Annotated in this window: 16 protein-coding genes and 2 tRNA genes; 7 read left to right on the top strand and 11 right to left on the bottom strand. The window is 66.8% G+C overall.

All coding sequences use genetic code 11. The features are described from left to right. Window positions 1–267 precede the first annotated feature (267 nt). The 4 genes from ACFP3H_RS00205 to ACFP3H_RS00190 are packed head-to-tail and all read left to right on the top strand — an operon-like array spanning window position 268 to window position 2,646. Complete coding sequence (locus tag ACFP3H_RS00205) at window positions 268–573, top strand: WXG100 family type VII secretion target (RefSeq protein ID WP_378597899.1); 306 nt, start codon at window positions 268–270, stop codon at window positions 571–573. Further along, entirely contained in the window at window positions 566–868 is a 303-nt protein-coding gene (locus ACFP3H_RS00200; RefSeq protein ID WP_378597897.1) for a WXG100 family type VII secretion target, read from the top strand. The genes ACFP3H_RS00205 and ACFP3H_RS00200 overlap by 8 nt, the downstream gene beginning before the upstream one ends. 3 nt (window positions 869–871) lie before the next feature. Next, window positions 872–2,296, top strand: coding sequence for a hypothetical protein (locus ACFP3H_RS00195; RefSeq protein ID WP_378597895.1), 1,425 nt, complete (start codon window positions 872–874; stop codon window positions 2,294–2,296). Further along, window positions 2,293–2,646: a DUF6086 family protein gene (locus tag ACFP3H_RS00190; RefSeq protein ID WP_378597893.1), complete on the top strand. Its 354-nt coding sequence runs from the start codon at window positions 2,293–2,295 to the stop codon at window positions 2,644–2,646. The genes ACFP3H_RS00195 and ACFP3H_RS00190 overlap by 4 nt, the downstream gene beginning before the upstream one ends. Before the next feature lie 295 nt (window positions 2,647–2,941). Here the strand turns inward: ACFP3H_RS00190 and icmF are convergent, their stop codons facing one another. Then, entirely contained in the window at window positions 2,942–6,139 is a 3,198-nt protein-coding gene (gene icmF / locus ACFP3H_RS00185; protein ID WP_378597891.1) for a fused isobutyryl-CoA mutase/GTPase IcmF, read from the bottom strand. 127 nt (window positions 6,140–6,266) lie between these two features. On the opposite strand from icmF, the gene ACFP3H_RS00180 reads away from it, so the two are divergent. Further along, a complete protein-coding gene (locus ACFP3H_RS00180) occupies window positions 6,267–7,196 on the top strand; it encodes a hypothetical protein (RefSeq protein WP_378597889.1) in 930 nt (309 codons plus the stop codon). A 1-nt stretch (window position 7,197) separates the two neighbouring features. Here ACFP3H_RS00180 and ACFP3H_RS00175 read toward each other — a convergent pair whose 3' ends face one another. Beyond that, window positions 7,198–7,749, bottom strand: a complete 552-nt coding sequence (locus ACFP3H_RS00175; protein WP_378597887.1) for a hypothetical protein — start codon at window positions 7,747–7,749, stop codon at window positions 7,198–7,200. Window positions 7,750–7,844: 95 nt separating this feature from the next. On the opposite strand from ACFP3H_RS00175, the gene ACFP3H_RS00170 reads away from it, so the two are divergent. Together ACFP3H_RS00170 and ACFP3H_RS00165 are read left to right on the top strand one after the other, a co-directional pair. Continuing rightward, window positions 7,845–8,915: an enoyl-CoA hydratase/isomerase family protein gene (locus ACFP3H_RS00170; protein WP_378597885.1), complete on the top strand. Its 1,071-nt coding sequence runs from the start codon at window positions 7,845–7,847 to the stop codon at window positions 8,913–8,915. 243 nt (window positions 8,916–9,158) lie between these two features. Next, entirely contained in the window at window positions 9,159–9,953 is a 795-nt protein-coding gene (locus tag ACFP3H_RS00165) for an enoyl-CoA hydratase (protein ID WP_378597883.1), read from the top strand. Window positions 9,954–9,964: 11 nt separating this feature from the next. On the opposite strand, the gene ACFP3H_RS00160 is transcribed toward ACFP3H_RS00165, so the two are convergent. The 9 genes from ACFP3H_RS00160 to ACFP3H_RS00120 all read right to left on the bottom strand — a co-directional run bounded on the left by ACFP3H_RS00160 (window position 9,965) and on the right by ACFP3H_RS00120 (window position 16,944). Continuing rightward, entirely contained in the window at window positions 9,965–10,978 is a 1,014-nt protein-coding gene (locus ACFP3H_RS00160; RefSeq protein ID WP_378597881.1) for a hypothetical protein, read from the bottom strand. Between the two features lie 25 nt (window positions 10,979–11,003). Next, window positions 11,004–11,591 carry a MarR family winged helix-turn-helix transcriptional regulator gene (locus ACFP3H_RS00155; protein ID WP_378597879.1) on the bottom strand — a complete coding sequence of 196 codons (588 nt, stop codon included), beginning with the start codon at window positions 11,589–11,591 and terminating at the stop codon, window positions 11,004–11,006. 40 nt (window positions 11,592–11,631) lie between these two features. Continuing rightward, window positions 11,632–11,703: transfer RNA gene (locus ACFP3H_RS00150), tRNA-Cys, on the bottom strand. Window positions 11,704–11,769: 66 nt separating this feature from the next. After that, window positions 11,770–12,372 (bottom strand): Rv0361 family membrane protein, encoded by a 603-nt coding sequence (locus ACFP3H_RS00145; protein ID WP_378597877.1) that lies wholly within the window; start codon window positions 12,370–12,372, stop codon window positions 11,770–11,772. Between the two features lie 177 nt (window positions 12,373–12,549). Beyond that, window positions 12,550–14,010 carry a hypothetical protein gene (locus ACFP3H_RS00140; RefSeq protein ID WP_378597875.1) on the bottom strand — a complete coding sequence of 487 codons (1,461 nt, stop codon included), beginning with the start codon at window positions 14,008–14,010 and terminating at the stop codon, window positions 12,550–12,552. Beyond that, on the bottom strand, window positions 14,003–14,995 hold the full coding sequence (locus ACFP3H_RS00135) for a hypothetical protein (RefSeq protein WP_378597873.1): 993 nt from the start codon (window positions 14,993–14,995) through the stop codon (window positions 14,003–14,005). The genes ACFP3H_RS00140 and ACFP3H_RS00135 overlap by 8 nt, the downstream gene beginning before the upstream one ends. A gap of 174 nt (window positions 14,996–15,169) precedes the next feature. After that, window positions 15,170–15,242: transfer RNA gene (locus ACFP3H_RS00130), tRNA-Arg, on the bottom strand. Between the two features lie 110 nt (window positions 15,243–15,352). Next, window positions 15,353–16,060 (bottom strand): DUF305 domain-containing protein, encoded by a 708-nt coding sequence (locus tag ACFP3H_RS00125; protein WP_378597871.1) that lies wholly within the window; start codon window positions 16,058–16,060, stop codon window positions 15,353–15,355. Beyond that, window positions 16,060–16,944 (bottom strand): DUF3105 domain-containing protein, encoded by an 885-nt coding sequence (locus ACFP3H_RS00120; RefSeq protein WP_378597869.1) that lies wholly within the window; start codon window positions 16,942–16,944, stop codon window positions 16,060–16,062. Before ACFP3H_RS00120 ends, ACFP3H_RS00125 begins: the two co-directional genes overlap by 1 nt. Window positions 16,945–16,951 lie beyond the last annotated feature (7 nt).

Here is a 16,951-nt window from a genome sequence, read left to right as displayed (position 1 = left end):
CAACCGCAACACCAACAGCCACGACCCCACCCCGAAATCGCCGCACCCGTCACTCCTCACGTCGCCCGAAGCCCACCGGGAACTCCCCGCCCCGATGCCCGGCCACGCTACCCACCCGACGGGGTTCGGGCAATACATCCGACCTGGCGAGAACTCCGTAGCCGTGGAAAGCACTCGGGCCGGTGTCCGAGCTACGCTGTGCCCATCGCAACGCTCGGAGGGGGATCGGTGTCAGCTGATTCAGCTACGCCCGGAACAGATTTCGCGATGGTGCCCGACGAGGTGACCGATGCCGGTGCCTACATCCAGCAGCTCGCGGAGTCGCTGACCAACGGCCTCGCTTCACTCGACCGCGACGTAGCGAGCGCCCTGACCAATTGGACCGGCGCTGCGGCGGATGCGTTCGGTGAGGGCTGGAACGATGCCAAAGACGGCACCGCCACCGTGCTGACCGCCCTCGCGGCCATGGGCGAACTTCTCGGCGTCGCCAGCGCGACGGTGGCGAACCTCGACATCTCCACTGCTACCAGTCTTCGATCACTGGACCTACCGGAACTGAATCTGGATGCTTGAGAACTCGCGCGACTTCACCTTCGATCTCGATGAGCTGGACCAACTGATCAGCCGTGCCAACGGATTCATCGGGTTCCTCGCCGAAAGTCTCGACGGACTCGACCAACGAATCGCGGCCATCCAACAGAACTGGCAGGGAGCCGCCGCCACCGCCCAGGACGAGGGATACCGAGAATGGGCGAAGGGGGCGGCGGTTGCCGTCGAGGGCATCACGGCGATGTGCACCGCGGCCGTCACCGCCCGTGACGCCTACAAAGCAGCGGAGGACATCAATCTCAGAATGAGTGGTGGGTAATCTGTGGTCGCGATTCACCCGCAGTCGTACGAGAGTGCAGCCAAAAAATGCTACACCTTGTCGAAGGAATACCAAACTGTCTTCAATTCGCTCCAAACGGTCCTTCTGGAAACAGGCGCGATGGCCGGTGGCTATGAGGCTGTCAAGGTGTGGTCGAAAGCCTATGACAGCCGGGCCGCCGGGATTGCTACGGTGGCAACCAGTTTCGTTCGGGCCCTGCAGCATTTCGGGGATGTGTTGACCGCATCCGGCTACAACTGGGCTCTCGAGGAATACAAAGCTAACCGCGACCCCAACAAAGGCGACCCACCGGCCCTGCCCGCCGGCTTTCCTGAGGAACTACCCTACGGTCCAGGCACTGTCATCGGCGTGATGTCGTCTGGAACCTACAGCAACGGGCTCGAGACCGATTGGACCGAACTGCAAGAGAAAGTCACTGCACGTGTTGTCGGCGGCGAAGTGCCCGACGGCGACACCGATAAGCTCGCCGCGGCCGCGAAAGCGTGGTCGACATTCGCACGGTCCGTACCCGTTTCCGGTGCCCGGTCGTACCTGAAATTGCTCGCCACGGAGCTGGAATACGGCTACAGAAGCGACCCCCCAAAAGACATCGCGAACCTCGCCGCGCACTTGCGCACCCTCGCCAAGAGTGCGGGCGAGATCGAGACCGCTGCTCTCGACATTGCCGCCGCCGTGGAGAAACACAGCACCGCATTGGCCACCATGCGGTCGAACATGAACAACCGATTGGCGATGGTGGTTGTCATCACCGCGATCTTCATCGGAACATCCCAGATCAAGGTCAAAGCGCCACCGTCGAAGCAGAAAACAGAAAACAAGCCACAAAATCCCGACGACCGAACCGAAGACATCGACTTCCTCGACCGGGCAGCAGACGCCCTGGCCGGACCAGCCAACACCTTCCTCGTCGAGCTGAGCGGCTTCACCTTCGCCGTGGATGCCTTGACGACAGGCGAACTTCCGACCATCGCTGGACTGCCCATACTGGTCATCGAAGCGGAACCCGAGAAAGATGTTACTTTTACTGACCCACGCCGACCGCATCTTGGCAGTGATGGAAAGTATCATGTGCAAGAAGGTGACCGTGAGGTGCAGATCGACAATCCGAATGATACATCGAAGACTATTACCGATATTGATGAGGTAAAGAACGGTGTTCTCTGGGAAGAGAAATCGGCTACAAATGCAAGCGATGTTGATAAGTGGGTTGCAAAACAGGTGGAGAAGAAGCTGGGATCCTACCTAGAGGCTCGTCAGTACATCGATGGCTATGAACAGGCACCCATTGGACTCAGATTCACTACACCGGGGGCCGACCCTGAATTTCGGTCAGCCGTGGAAGCCGCAGTTGAAAATATGCGTGCCAAAAATCCTGGCGTCCAGATCCTGGTAGAGTGGGCGGAATGAGCTACGTATTCGATGTCGATGACGAGACCGTGTGGAGTCCGTCGTTACGAGTGGGTGAACTGTTCGTGCGCATGCATACTGATATTTGCTCCGTATTGGGTGTTGCAACCGGTCTGACGGCGATCGCCAATGATATGTATGAGATCGATATTGACGTCTTCGAACGAACTACGCTTACTGTTTTTGAAGAGTATTCCTCTTCCGGGAACGGTGCATTTAGGGCAATGCTGGGTGCAACATTGGGTCCATCGCTGAACATTCTCAATTACTGTCGACGTCCAGTGGCTCCACGGTCAAGTGAAGAAAAAGATTTCATGTCGTGGGCTGCCGGTCTGGGAATGCCGAGGTAGATTGACTCGTGCGAACACCCGGTATTTCCGCACATCGATCCGAAGTGCGCCGAAGAGTAGCCGGACAGGGCTGTTTTCTTCGCGTGCTGGAGTTGTGGTGGGTCAGCGAATTCGCGGACGTAAAGGAAGATTGCTGAACCCGCAGTTGCGGCAGCCAGAACCAAGTATGCCAACCATCGGACGGGCTTGCGGGCCTCACTCACTTGCACGTGCAGGCTCCATGCTCATGTTCCTTGATGCAGTCCTTGGCTGAGTTTCCGCCATGGATCCTACATCTCGCCCGACGCGTGTTGATTCACACCGTCCGTCGGTACTGCCCACCCACGGCGAAGAACGTGTCGGTGATTTGTTGCAGCGTGCAGACGCGGGACGCCTCCATGAGGGCGTCGAAGATGTTGGCGTCGGTGTGGGCTACTTCGGTCAGGTGGGTGAGGGCTCGGTGGGCCGCTTCGGCGTTGGTGGTGCGGAAGGTGTGGAGGTGGTCGAGTTGGGAGCGGCGTTCGGATTCGGTGCCGCGGGCGAGTTCCAGGGGCGGGGCGGTGGGGGCGTCGGTGTTGGCGCGGAAGGTGTTCACGCCGATGAGGGGGAGGGTGCCGTCGTGTTTGCGCTGTTCGTAGCGGAGGGATTCGTCTTGGATGCGGCCGCGTTGGTAGCCGGTTTCCATGGCGCCGAGGACGCCGCCGCGTTCGCTGATCCGCTCGAATTCGAGCAGGACGGCTTCCTCGACGAGGTCGGTGAGTTCGTCGATGACGAAACTGCCCTGGAGGGGGTTCTCGTTCATCGCCAGGCCCCATTCCTTGGCGATGATGAGTTGGATCGCCAGGGCGCGGCGGACGGAATCCTCGGTGGGGGTGGTGACCGCCTCGTCGAAGGCGTTGGTGTGCAGGCTGTTGCAGTTGTCGTAGACGGCGATCAACGCTTGCAGGGTGGTGCGGATGTCGTTGAACTGCATTTCCTGGGCGTGCAGGGAGCGGCCGGAGGTCTGCACGTGGTACTTGAGTTTCTGGGCGCGTTCGCTCGCGCCGTAGCGGTCGCGCAGGGCGATGGCCCAGATCCGGCGGGCGACACGGCCGATCACCGTGTACTCGGGGTCCATCCCGTTGGAGAAGAAGAACGACAGGTTCGGGGCGAAATCGTCGATCGCCAGGCCGCGCGCCAGATACGTTTCCACGTAGGTGAAGCCGTTGGCGAGGGTGAAGGCGAGCTGGCTGATGGGGTTCGCGCCCGCTTCGGCGATGTGGTAGCCCGAGATCGACACCGAGTAGAAATTGCGAACTTCGTTGCGTACGAACCATTCCTGCACGTCGGCCATCATGCGCAGGCTGAATTCGGTGGAGAACAGGCAGGTGTTCTGGCCCTGGTCCTCCTTGAGGATGTCGGCCTGCACGGTGCCGCGCACGGTCGACAGGGTGCGGGCGCGCAGGACTTCGGCTTCCTCCACACTGGGCGCGCGACCTTCGGTGTCGGAGAAGCGTTGCAGCCCTTGATCTATCGCGGTGTTGAGGAAGAACGCGAGGATGGTCGGGGCGGGACCGTTGATGGTCATGGAGACCGAGGTGGTGGGGGCGCCGAGGTCGAACCCGTCGAACAGGGTGCGCATGTCCTCGATGGTGGCGACCGAGACGCCCGAGGTGCCGACCTTGCCGTAGATGTCGGGGCGCGGGGCGGGATCGTGGCCGTAGAGGGTGACCGAGTCGAACGCGGTGGACAGGCGGGTGGCCTCGGCGTGGGCGCTGAGGACCTTGAAGCGGCGGTTGGTGCGGGCCGGATCGCCCTCGCCGGCGAACATCCGGGCCGGATCCTCGTTCTCGCGCTTGAACGGGAAAACGCCTGCGGTGAAGGGGAATCGGCCGGGTAGGTTCTCCGAGCGCAGGAAACGCAGGAGTTCGCCGTCGTCGGTGTAGCGGGGCAGGGCTACGCGCGGAATGCTCGTGCCCGACAGGGATTCTCGACGCAGTGCGGTGCGGGTGTCCCGACCGGGGACCGGCTGGTCCTCGCCGCGATAGCTGTCGGCGATCGCAGGCCACTCGGCCAGCGCCGACGCGGACGCGGCGGACAGGTCGGGCCGGGACCGAGCGAGGAGGTCGGCGACCGCCGTGTCGTCGGGAAGCTCCTCGTGCACCAGCGTGAGGCGTTGAATACGTTGGGCGGCAGCACATTCGCGCGCGGTATCGGCGTGGTACCGGCGGACGGTGTCGGCGATATCGGCCAGGTAGCGGACCCGTGCGGGCGGAACGAGCTGGGCGAAACGCGTGGAGACCTTCGTCTCGACCCGGGGGAGCGCGCCGGGCTCGAAGGTCAGACCGTGCTCGGTGAGCAGACCGGTGAGGTGTTGGTACAGCGCGGTCACCCCGTCATCGTCGAAAGTGGCCGCGCTGGTGCCGAAGACGGGCATGTCGGCCGGACTCGCGCCGAATTCCGCACGGTTGCGGATCAATTGGCGCGACACATCGCGCACCGCGTCCGCCGCACCGCGCCGCTCGTACTTGTTCACCGCCACCACATCGGCGTAATCGAGCATGTCGATCTTCTCGAGCTGGGAGGCGGCACCGAACTCCGGCGTCATCACATACAGCGCCACATCGACGTGGTCGACGATGCCCGCGTCACCCTGACCGATGCCGGGCGTCTCGAGAATGACCAGGTCATAGCCCGCGGCGCGGCAGGCGGCGATCATGGTGTCGATATCGTCGGGCAGTTCGTGATTGCCGCGCGTGGCCAGCGAGCGGAAGTACACGTGCTCGCCGTCGAGGGCGTTCATCCGGATGCGGTCGCCGAGCAAGGCGCCGCCCGCGCGCCTGCGCGTCGGGTCGACGGCGAGGACCGCGATGCGCAGTTTGTCCTGCTGGTCGGTGCGCAGGCGACGCACCAATTCATCGGTGAGAGAGGACTTTCCGGATCCGCCGGTGCCGGTGATGCCGAGGACGGGGGCCGTGCGGTCGGTCGCACGAAGGGCTTCGCGATCGGCCTCGGGCAGTGAGCCCTGCTGAAGGCAGGTGATGGTGCGCGCCAACGCCTTTCGATCACCGGTGTAGAGGGCGTCGAGATCGGGTGCGGTGCGCGCGGGGTCGACATCGCAGATCCTGATGAGTTCGTTGATCATGCCGGGGAGGCCGAGCCGCTGGCCGTCCTCGGGGGAGAAGATCCGCACGCCGCCGGCCGCGAGGCGCTCGATCTCCTCGGCGACGATCACCCCGCCGCCCCCGCCGAAGATCCGCACCTCGCCCGCGCCCGCCTCGCGCAACGACTGGGCGAGGTACTCGAAGAACTCGATGTGCCCGCCCTGATACGAACTGACCGCCACCCCCTGCACGTCCTCCTCGAGCACCGCGTCGACGATCTCGCGCACCGACCGGTTGTGTCCGAGATGGATCACCTCCGCGCCCTGGGCCTGCAGGATCCGGCGCATGATGTTGATCGCGGCATCGTGCCCGTCGAACAGGGCCGCCGAGGTCACGAACCGGACGGGATTCACCGGAACATGCAGGTCCATGACCGCCTCCGCGAGATAGTCGAGTGCCCGATACTAGGACGTCAAACTAATTCTAGTGTGAACGGCGTCACTCCGACGCGAAACGCGGTGCGGCGATTTCGACGGTATCGCTCGACATACTCGTCGCATGGGTCACGAACAACGGGTGGACGTGGCATTGGAACGACTGGTCGCGACCGGGGTGCTCAGCGATGAGCAGCGCGGGGCGGTGCTGCGGGCGCTCGGCCAGCCGGAACCGGTCGGTCGGGCCGCGGAGATCGTCGCCTACCTGGGGGCGGGGCTCGTCGCGGCCGGGCTGGGGTTGTTCGTCGACGAGGCGTGGGCGCGGGTGGCGCAGTCGGGGCGGGTGGTGCTGCTCGCGGTGGTGTCGGGGAGCGCGGTGTGGGGTGCGGTGGCGTTGGCCGGTGGGTGCGCGGGAGTGTTCCGGCGGGTGCCGATCGCCTCGGCGGTGCGGGTGCGGCTGGCGGCGGTATTGCTCGCGCTGGCGGCGGTGTCGATGTGCGGGGCCGTCGCCACGGCGTTCGGGCCGCGCGCCGGCGACACGACGGCGACGGTGGCGGCACTGGCCGGGCTGATGGTGGCGGTGTACGGGTATCTGCTGGTCCCGAGCGTGCTCGGGCTGGTCGTGGTGGCCGGATTCGGGGTGGCGAGCATCCTCGGCCTGGTCGACGCGCCGTGGGCGGGGATCGCGCTGCTGGCGTTCGGTGCGGGCTGGTTCGCGCTCGCGTGGTCGCGCCGGCTCGTGGCCGAGTGGGCCGGATACCTGCTCGGCGGGATGATCGCGGTCTGCGGCGCACAGTTGGCGACGGCGGGAGATTCGCCGTGGCGGCCGGGGCTGACCGCGCTGGTGGGTGTGCTGTGCCTGACGCTGTACGCGCGGCGCCGCGAACCGGTGCTGGTCCTCGGCGGCGCGGCCGCCATCGCTTGCGCGGTGGTGCAGGCGGTGGCCTCCTACACCGGCGGCGGGCCCGCGATGGCGAGCCTGGTGTTGGCGATCGGGGTGGCGGTGCTCACCGGCGGGGTGATCGTGCTGCTGCTGCGGCCGGGACTGGGCTAGCTCAGCGGATCAGGGTGGTTTCCTGGGCGCGGATCGTGCGGAAGAAGCGCGGGCCCACGTCGGTGCCGTCGTGGTTGTAGGCGTCGATGATGTCGGCCAGCTCGTCGGCGAGTCCGCGCAGCACCTCGGTGGCGACGATGCGGTCGAACTCGTCGGGTTCCCACCCCCAATCCGGCGGGATATCGGTGATGGTGACGACGATCTGATCGGCGAACGGCGTGGTCACGGCCACGATCAGCTCCGGGGGAGCGGCCGCGAGCGGGCTGTGCGCGCTCACCTCGCCGGGGGCGCCCGCGGGGGCGAAGGAACGGGCGAAGGCGATGTCGTCGCGGACCGATTCGACGATCGAGGCCGTGGTCGCGTGCCTGCCCGCCCGGTGGTGGCGCGAGCCGTAGACGCGATCCGCCGCGGCCTGGGAAGGATTGCGGCCCATGGTTTTCCGTAGCAACCGGTCCAGCATGCGCTGCGCGGTGGCCCGCTCGCCGGGGCCGGTGTTCTCGTGGTCGATCAGTGCGCGCAGACGGGTGATGCGCACGAAGTGGTCGCTGCCCATGGGGTGATTGTGCCGCATATCGGGCACCGTGGAATGCGTCACAGACGGCGTGCCACGGTTTCAGATAGTCGGACATCCAACTTTATCGTGGCGGTATGAGTGAAGCGGAAGTGCTGTTCGACGTGCGCGACGCGCTCGGGTTGATCACCTTGAACCGGCCGCGCGCCATCAACGCGCTCAACCACTCGATGAGCCTGGCCATCACCGAGAAGCTGCGCGAATGGGCCACGGACCCGACCATCGGAACCGTCGCGATCGTCGGCGCGGGCGAGCGCGGGCTGTGCGCGGGCGGCGACATCGTGGCCATCCACCGCGACGCCAAGGCGATCAACGACGGCGGCCCCGACGCCCCCGCCCCGCTCGACACCGCCGCGGCCGCGTTCTGGCGCGACGAATACCTGCTCAACGACCTGATCGGCAGCTACCCGAAGCCGTACGTGGCGGTCATGGACGGCATCGTGATGGGCGGCGGGGTCGGTGTCTCGGCGCACGGCAGCCATCGCGTCGTCACCGAACGCTCGCAGATCGGCATGCCGGAGACCGGCATCGGCTTCGTGCCCGACGTGGGCGGCACCTACCTGCTCTCGCACACCCCCGGCGAGCTGGGCACCCACGTGGCGCTCACCACCGCGCGGATGGGCGCGGGCGACGCGATCGTGGCCGGATTCGCCGACACCTTCGTGGCCTCGGCCGAGATCCCCGCGCTGCTCGACGCGCTGCGCACCACCCCGGCCGACGAGGCCATCGCCCGATTCGCCTCCGCCGCACCGGAATCCGAACTCGCCGCGCACCGCGACTGGATCGACACCTGCTACGTGGGCGAGACCGTCGAGCAGATCGTCGAGGCCCTGCGCGCGGCCGACTCCCCGGAAGCGACCAAGGCCGCCGAGGACCTGCTGTCGAAATCGCCGATCGCGCTCAAGGCGACCCTGCGCGCCCTGCGCAACGCCCGCGAACTGAGCCTCGCGGGGGCCTTGAACGTCGAGTTCCGGATCACCGTGGCCGCGCTGAGCACCCACGACCTGGCCGAGGGCATCCGCGCGCAGGTGATCGACAAGGACCGCACCCCGCACTGGTCGCCCGCGACCCTCGCCGAGGTCGCCGACGCGCAGGTGGACGCCTATTTCGCGCCGCTCGGCGAACACGAACTGGGTTTGCCGGCCTGATCGTCACCCGTACCCCTTTTCGCCGACCGCAACCGGCGACCGCGCGCCCCAACGGTGGCATATTCGTGCAGCCAGCCGCCGCCAACCCCGGAAATCGGCCACGCCGACGATCCGCTGCACGTTTATGCCACCTCGCCGCTAACGCCCACGGGCGACGGGGCTCGACGGGCCCGCGACTCGGGCCCCCTGCGGTCCAAATAAACTCACCATCATCAACAACCGTCGATCGACAAGAGGGTGGCCGTGACCGAATTCGAGACGATTCTGCTGGAGCGCAAGGGTGGCACCGACGGGAAGGGCGGGGTCGGCTGGATCACCCTGAACCGACCGAAGGCGCTCAACGCCCTCAACGCCCAGGTCCTCGACGATGTCATCGCCGCGCTCGACGAACTCGACGCCGACGACTCCATCGGCGCCGTGGTGATCACCGGCTCCGCGAAGGCGTTCGCGGCCGGCGCCGACATCAAGGAGATGGCGCCCAAGTCGTACATGGACATGTTCCTGGCCGACTTCTTCGCCCGCTGGGACCGCCTGGCCAACTTCCGCAAGCCCACCATCGCCGCCGTCGCGGGTTACGCGCTCGGTGGCGGCTGTGAGCTGGCGATGCTGTGCGACATCCTGATCGCCGCCGACAACGCCAAGTTCGGCCAGCCCGAGATCACCCTCGGCGTGATCCCCGGCATCGGCGGCTCGCAGCGGCTGACCCGCGCGATCGGCAAGGCCAAGGCGATGGACCTGATCCTGACCGGCCGCATGATGGGCGCCGAGGAAGCCGAACGGTCCGGGCTGGTCTCGCGGGTCGTGCCCGCCGACGAACTGCTCGACACCACGCTCGAGGCCGCGCAGAAGATCGCGTCGATGTCGCTGCCGGTCGCGATGATCGCCAAGGAGGCGGTGAACCGCTCGTTCGAGACCACCCTCGCCGAGGGGCTGCTGTTCGAGCGCCGGGTGTTCCACTCGCTGTTCGCCACCGAGGATCAGAAGGAAGGCATGGCCGCGTTCGTCGAGAAGCGGCCGCCGAACTTCGTCAATCGCTGAAGTATGTTGCCCTAGTTGGGCTTTCCGCTAACGGTGAGTTGTGCGGGCGTCGGCGCGGTACCCGGATCGGGGTGCCGCGCCGAGTCGTTGGCGAGCAGGCCGGCGATGGTGCCGCCGAGGGTGGCCGTGACCGCGACGGCGGCCAGCAGTTTTCGTTGCGAGCGCGGCGCCACGGCACGGTGTCGCCACAGGTTCGAGGGGCGACGCGCGCACAACAGCACCGCTCCGCGCGCCGAAACATATTCCGGCTCAGGGTCGTACACGATCGGCAGGCCGATGGTGCGGGCCAGGTCGGCGCGCAGGCTGGGGTTGCGCGTGCAGCCGCCGAGCAGGGCCAGCGCGCCCGGCGTGACGCCCGTTTGCTCGATCAGCAGGCGCACGAACGAGGCCGAATGATGCAGTCCCGCTTCGCATAACGCGGCCAGGTCGCTGCGGGTGAGGACTGTGCGCCCGCCGGTGTCGGCATCGGTGGCGGTGACAACTCTGGTGCGGCTCAACGATTCTCGGTGCTCGCGGGTGGCGTGCGCGTCGGTGCTGACACCGCTGCGCGCGAGTTGCCAGCGCAGCAGGGCGTCGTAGCCGTTGCCGCTGAGCACGGTGCTGTGTTTGCTCGCCAGGATGGTCTCGGTGTGGCAGTCGGCCTGGGTGACGGTCAGGCCGGAACTGCCAAGGTCGTAGAGCATGATCGAGTCGGTGGCCGGTAGCAGGCCGGTGTGGCGCAGGTAGCGCAGTTGGGCCAGGGGTTCGTCGACGAGGACGAAATCGGTTTCCGCGGCGGCCGCGGTGAGGGCGTCGTCGCGGAGTTCGGCGCGGCAGGTGACCGCGGTGCCGGAGATGTACTCGTCGCGGTCGGCGGCCGCCGCGCGCATGTGCTCGATCGCGGCGAGCACCGACTCCGTCACCGTGCCGCCCGCCCGGCGCGCGACGCGGACCCGGTCGATGGGCGGCATGTGGGGCTGATCGGAATGGGTCAGCAGGGCGCGGGCACCGCTCGCGCCCGCGGAGACCCCGAGAATCAGCACCATGCGCTACATCGTGGACCTTTTCGCCCTAGCTGCCAAGGGGTTCGGGGCGAGAATTCCCGTTCGGTTGCCAGGTCGCGTGGAATGCGAGGTTTTCCGGGTCCTCGGCGTCGAAATCGCCCGCGTCGTGTCGGAATCGCGCGAGCAACTCGATCAGGTCGCGGCCCTGCTCGGGCGGCAGACCCGGCTCGGCGAAGACCTCCGCGTTCAGGGCGCACGTGGCCTCGGCGACCGTTTCTCGGCCCGCCGCGGTGATCTCGATCAGCGTTGCCCGACGGTCACTGGGGTGCGGCACGCGGCGCACCAGACCGGCCGCCTGGAGTCGGTCGACGGTGTTGGTCACGCTCGTCGGATGCACCTGTAGGCGCGCGCTGGCCTTGGCCATCGGCAGCGCGCCGGTGCGGCTGAAACTGAGCAATTGCAGAAGTTCGTAGCGGGAGAAGGTCAGGCCAGAGGGTTTGAGTGCCTCGTCCACCCGCGCCATCACGATCTGCTGCGCGCGAACCAGCGAGGTCACCAGCGCCATCCCGTCGGCCACCGGGCCCCACCCGTGCGCCGCCCACTGGCGATACGCCTCGGCGATGGGATCCTGCGGAAGCGGTCTGGGCCGTGACATGAAAACGATCATTCCACGAACCCAGCCGCGATCCCCATAGAGCGAGCGGCGGGAATTGAACCCGCGTAAACGGCTTTGCAGACCGTTGCCTCAACCACTCAGCCACGCCCGCCTCGGCATTGATAGTGCCGTGTTCGCCGGGGCGCGCCCAGAGTTGGGATCAGCGTGATCGCAATGCTCAGCGGCGGTTGGCCGGCGCCGAACAGATCTTCCAGGTGCCGTCTTCCTTGGCGAGGTTCTCCTCGGTGCTGGTCTCGGTGTCGGGCTCCTGACCCTCCACCGACAGCGTCAGCGAGCCGGTGACCGTGGCCTTGGCGGTATCGCCGGTGATCACGATGTCGTTCACCTGGTCGATCGTCACCTGCACCGAGGCCCGGTCGAACTCGGCGCGCGCCTCCGGGGTGAGATTGTCGATCTCGGTCCGATCCGCCTGACACGCCAACGCCGCCGCGGCGATGAAACCCTCCGAATCGAGGGTGTCGTAGAAATCGCGGATCGCGTGCTCGATCTTCTGATCATCGGTCGACAACGGCGTCCGCCCCTGCATGGTGAGCACCACCCCGGTCACCACCACCCCGATCACCACCAACGCCACCACCGCGAGCGCCACGAACAACCCGGTCCGCTTCTTCTTCGGCGGTTGCGGGGGATAACCCTGGGCCGGATACCCGGGCCCACCGACGCCGGGATGCGGATACCCCGGCGGACCAGGGGGCATTCCCGGATTCACCGATGGCTGCTGACCGAAGGGAGGTTGCTGTCCCTCTGGCGGATTCGTCATGGCAACGCTCCTGATGTCATCGGGGACGTTGGCCCCCAAAACCTGTGGAACCGTGCGAGATCAAACCTGAACGACGCCCGAGGCAGCCCGTTTCACACGGTCACCGGTCGGTCGTCCGGCGTACCGTAACCTGGCAATTCGGTCCGGCCAAATCCGGGGCTGTCCGTCCGGTCCGCGCTAGTCGAGGAAGTAGGCGAGAGCCTTCTCGTCGGAATCCAGGATCTCCTCGGCGGTCACGCCGAGTCCGAGCGCGAGCTCGATCGAGCCGGTGAGCGCCACCTGCACGTCGGGCGAGAACGCTCGCTCGAGCAACCCGAGGTACTCCGACATGCTCCGACTCAGCCGTGCCACCATCTCCTGGTACTCGGCGGCGAGCTGCTCGTCGAGCACGCGTTGCTCCTCGAGATAACGCTCGATCAATGCCGCCTCCCGCTTCGACAGCGACGACGCGACGGCCTTGTACATCACGGTGCCGACCGTATTGCCGATGACGGCACCGACGATCGGGATCGGGATGCTCGCCTGGCCGACGAACGACGACAACGCCCGCACCGCGGCCTCCAGCGCGATGAGCTCGGCGTTCTCGATGAAAGCCAGTTCGTCGATCTCGTTGCGGCGCAGCTTGTTCGCTTGCTCGGCGATGCCGAAGGACGTGGTGACGATCGAGCCGGCGACCGCCGCGGAGGTGGTGGTGAAATTCGTGAGGGCGTAGATGCTCAGGCCGCGGACGCCGCCTTTGCCCGCACCCGAGCCGGTGCGGCCCGCGATGTCGATCCAGTCGTGCGCGCTGAACTCGTTGAGCCGCTTGCCTTCTCGACGCTTGGTGACCACGGCCAGCACGAAGGCGGTCCCGCCCGCCGTCACCGCCGCGGTGACTCCGGCTGTGACTCCTTCGCGCAGCGTCGGCGCGCTCTGCTGGTGGATATCGGTGCGCAGCGCCCGATCGGTGGAGCGCAGCGAGTCCTTCTCGGCCGCCATGGTCGAGGCGTAGACGTCGCGCTGCACCTCGCTGTATTCCAGTGCCGAGGGCTCGAGCGATTCGATGCCGACCGGTTTGTCGTCGAAGAACGCCTGCACACGCTGCCAGTCCCTGAGCGACGGTCCGTCACCACTGCGTGTGAGCTGCGCGCTCGCCTCCTCGGGGGAGCAGGTGCGCAGCCGCTGGATCATGTCGTAGTAGTCGCGGGGGATCTGGTACCTGCCCCCGTTGCGCACGAAGTCGGGGTACTTCTGGAGGTGCTCGGCGATCGCGCCCAGGGAGAAGCGGCCGCCCGCCGCGACGAACTTCTGCTGGATCTCGACGCCGTCGCGCATCAGGTCCACGGGGCCGTTGTCGTTCACCCACTGATAGACGGCTTCCCGGCCGAGGATCTGCTGTCGGGCGTTGCCGATCCCGACCTCGGCGATCTCGGCGATGAAGCCGTGCATGCCGTGTTGTCCGCCACGGTTGGCGGCGACCACCTCGAGGTCGATCTTCCTGATGGCCTCGTCGACGCTGGTGAGCGCGTCGCGGAGATGTTCGTCCTGCCCGCCGAGCGCGCTGAACAGGTTGTCTATGCGCAGCTGATTGAGATAGCTCACCCAGGAAGCCACCGCCTGTTCCTGGGTGCTCATCACGAGCTCGGCGGCGTCACGCACCCTCGGTGTCCTGTTCGATGCGCGCGGACAGCAGGACCGCGCAGGACTTCGTGTTGTTCACCAAGGTGGCCAGCTCCGTGCGCTCCGTGGCGGAGAGTGCGCGGAAATCGGCGCGGAAGTGCGCCAGCGATCGGCCGTAGGACCGCAGCAGTCCTTCGCGCAGCGAGGTCGTTCGCTGGAGGAGATCGTCGATCTGGGCGTCCATGCCCGTGACAAGTGCGGTGTTCCGCTTGATCGCGGTCAGCGCTTCCTGCTTCGCCTCGCGAGTCTCGAACTTCTTCTTCGCGAACAAGGCGATCGACGCGAGCAGGGTCGCGCCCGCGACCGTCCAGCCGATCGGACCCGCCAGCGCGAGCAAGGTGGCGCCCGCGGCCGTGCCTCCGCCACCGGCGGCCAGTGCGCCGCCGCCGAGCCACGCCAGGGCGGCCTGGGTGGCCGCAGCCCCGGACAGGGTCGAGATCGCGGTGCCGGTGGACGCTGTTCCGAAGGTGGTGGCGACCCAGATCGCCGCCGACGGTGCCAGGCCTGCCACCGCGGTGCCCGCCGCGAGCCCGGCGCCCGCCCCGGCCGCGGACAGGCGCGCGGCGTCGAGTTCCTGCGCGGCGAAGTCCTCCGCGTTCAGGAACTGCTTCTTGTTCATCTCGATCTCGTCGAAGTCGGTGTCGAACGACTTCGGGGTGTTGGCGATGCTGTTCACCAACTGCTCGACCAGGTCGATCAGATCTGTCGAGCGTTCGCGCTGACGCAGCAGCGACAGGCCCCGGTCGGCCATCGCGGTGAAGACGGCGTTGTACTCGGCCACGGCCACCTCATAGGGGTCCGGGCCTTTCACCGCCAGCTTCTCGACCTTGCCTTTGGCGGCCTCCCGCACGGTGCCGACCTGTCCCACGAACTGCGTCGAGGCGGAGCGCGCGGCCTTACCCAGACCGGTCACGGTCTTGCCGAAGCTTTCCTTGGTATTGCCCACGTTGAGCTGTTCGACCATCGCACCCTCCAAAGTCCTTGCGGCATATCGCCGGACGGAGGATATCGGGCAGGTGCGACAAGTCACACTTCTACCTCACCGGAACGGGGTAGAGAACTACGGAACAGCGATGGGTAGAACCTGGCTGTCAACGAAAAAAGGTCCCGGCCTGGTAAGGCGGGACCCTTTTTGCTGTGCCCTCGGCAGGAATCGAACCTGCGGCCTTCTGCTCCGGAGGCAGACGCTCTATCCCCTGAGCTACGAGGGCGGGGTGGGGGCCGGTCGCGGTGAGGCGATCGGGCAGCGACAGCGTATCGCATGTTGTGTGGTGTGCCAAAAACGGTGGCGGGCCGGGGGTTGGGCCGGTCCGCCACCGGGTCAGCCGAGGGGCAGGGGGGAGGCGCCTCGGGTGGTGAGCATGGTGGTCATCAGTTGGGACTCGCCCTCCTGAGTTCTGGCCATGTTGGTGGCCAGGCCGCGCACGGCGGGGGTGTCGGCGTGCTCGGCGGCGTAGTCGAGCATCGGGACGCCGCCCTGGTGGTGGCGCAGCATGAGTTGCAGGAACAGGGTGTCCAGGGCGGGGCCGGTGGACTGGCGCAGCGTGGTCATCTCCTCTTGGCTGGCCATGCCGGGCATCGACTGCACAGGGCCCGACGCGGCGTGGTCGGCGCCGCCACCGTGGTGGCCGCCGGTGCCGTGGTCCTCGGCCATCCAACCCATGTAGCCCTCGACGTTCTGGTTCGACTCGCCCCACAGTTGCAACCAGGCCTGCATGCGGCCGATCTGGTTCTGCTGGGTGGTCAGGATGTCGTAGGCCAGGCGGCGCACGTCGTTGTCGGTCGAGGCGATCAGCGCCACCCCGGCCATGTCGACGGCCTGGGCGTGATGGGCCGCCATGTCCTGACTGAAACCGATGTCGACCGCGCTCGGTTCGGGATCGGCGTTGCGCTCCAACGGCATTCGCAACAGCACCCCGGCCACCGCGCCGAGCAACAGCAGCCCGATCGCGCCGAGCACGAGCACCGCACCGGCCGGGCGACGCGCGCTCGACTCGGTGACGGTGTCGTCGGATTCGACGGTGCTCACTACTGGCCCGAGGGCAGGCCGCCCGGAACCGGAATCGTCGGCAGACCGGGGATGCCCGAACCGTTGGCGCCACCGAGCTCGGCCGCGTCGGGGGTCAGGCCCGCGCCGTCCATCGGGACCGCGTCGGGGCCGTAGGGCGAGGAGTCGAACGGCGGCGGGTTGTTCGCGTCGAAGATCGGGTTCGAGCAGCTCGCGCCGACCTCGGGGTAGGTGTAGGGGTTCTCGCGCAGGGCGGAGATGAACTGCTTGACGCGCGGGTCGTCGGCGGAGTCCAGCTTGAGCTGGTGGCCCCACGACTGCAGCGAGATCGCCGAGTCCAGGCCCGGGTACGGCGACATCAGCGAGTACTGCCTGCCCTTGACGAAGTTCGACAGCGTCTCGACGCCGTCGGCGTTCACCTTGTCGGGGTTGTAGGCGATCCAGACCGCGCCGTGCTCGAGCGAGTGCACCGCGTTCTCCATGCGGATCGGCTTGGCGTACACGGTGCCGGTGCAGTTGGCCCACGCGCCGTCGTGCGGACCACCGAAGGCGGGCGACTTGTCATAGGCCACGCGCTGCTCGGCGGTCACGTGCAGACCGGGCTCGTAGTCCTGCTTGACGACGCCCTCGATCTTGGTCGAGGGGTCCTGGTTCTCCTTGGTGGGGATCCATTCCTTGAGGTCGGTCTGGGCCTCCCGGATCGCCGCCTGGTCCAGGTACTTGGGCACCAGGCTGTAGGCCAGCAGGCCGACCAGCGCGACGATGGCGACGCCGGCGGCGAGCAGGGCCCACGGGGTCTCCCGCTTCTTGCCCGGAATTTTGCCCTTTCCGGTTTTGCGGGACGGAGAGGACTTCCCCGCGGCCTTGACGGCCTTGGCTGATGTGGCGCTGGTCCTGCTCGGCATCGCTGCT

The organism is Nocardia lasii, assembly GCF_042658545.1.
Lineage (GTDB): Bacteria > Actinomycetota > Actinomycetes > Mycobacteriales > Mycobacteriaceae > Nocardia > Nocardia lasii.
This window is presented reverse-complemented; position numbering and strand designations above follow the sequence as displayed.

Coding starts and splice junctions, on each gene's coding strand:
- ACFP3H_RS00205 (WP_378597899.1), top strand. CDS start 268: ATGGTGCCCGACGAGGTGACCGATGCCGGTGCCTACATCCAGCAGCTC.
- ACFP3H_RS00200 (WP_378597897.1), top strand. CDS start 566: ATGCTTGAGAACTCGCGCGACTTCACCTTCGATCTCGATGAGCTGGAC.
- ACFP3H_RS00190 (WP_378597893.1), top strand. CDS start 2,293: ATGAGCTACGTATTCGATGTCGATGACGAGACCGTGTGGAGTCCGTCG.
- icmF (WP_378597891.1), bottom strand. CDS start 6,139: ATGGACCTGCATGTTCCGGTGAATCCCGTCCGGTTCGTGACCTCGGCG.
- ACFP3H_RS00180 (WP_378597889.1), top strand. CDS start 6,267: ATGGGTCACGAACAACGGGTGGACGTGGCATTGGAACGACTGGTCGCG.
- ACFP3H_RS00175 (WP_378597887.1), bottom strand. CDS start 7,749: ATGGGCAGCGACCACTTCGTGCGCATCACCCGTCTGCGCGCACTGATC.
- ACFP3H_RS00170 (WP_378597885.1), top strand. CDS start 7,845: ATGAGTGAAGCGGAAGTGCTGTTCGACGTGCGCGACGCGCTCGGGTTG.
- ACFP3H_RS00160 (WP_378597881.1), bottom strand. CDS start 10,978: ATGGTGCTGATTCTCGGGGTCTCCGCGGGCGCGAGCGGTGCCCGCGCC.
- ACFP3H_RS00155 (WP_378597879.1), bottom strand. CDS start 11,591: ATGTCACGGCCCAGACCGCTTCCGCAGGATCCCATCGCCGAGGCGTAT.
- ACFP3H_RS00145 (WP_378597877.1), bottom strand. CDS start 12,372: ATGACGAATCCGCCAGAGGGACAGCAACCTCCCTTCGGTCAGCAGCCA.
- ACFP3H_RS00135 (WP_378597873.1), bottom strand. CDS start 14,995: ATGGTCGAACAGCTCAACGTGGGCAATACCAAGGAAAGCTTCGGCAAG.
- ACFP3H_RS00120 (WP_378597869.1), bottom strand. CDS start 16,944: ATGCCGAGCAGGACCAGCGCCACATCAGCCAAGGCCGTCAAGGCCGCG.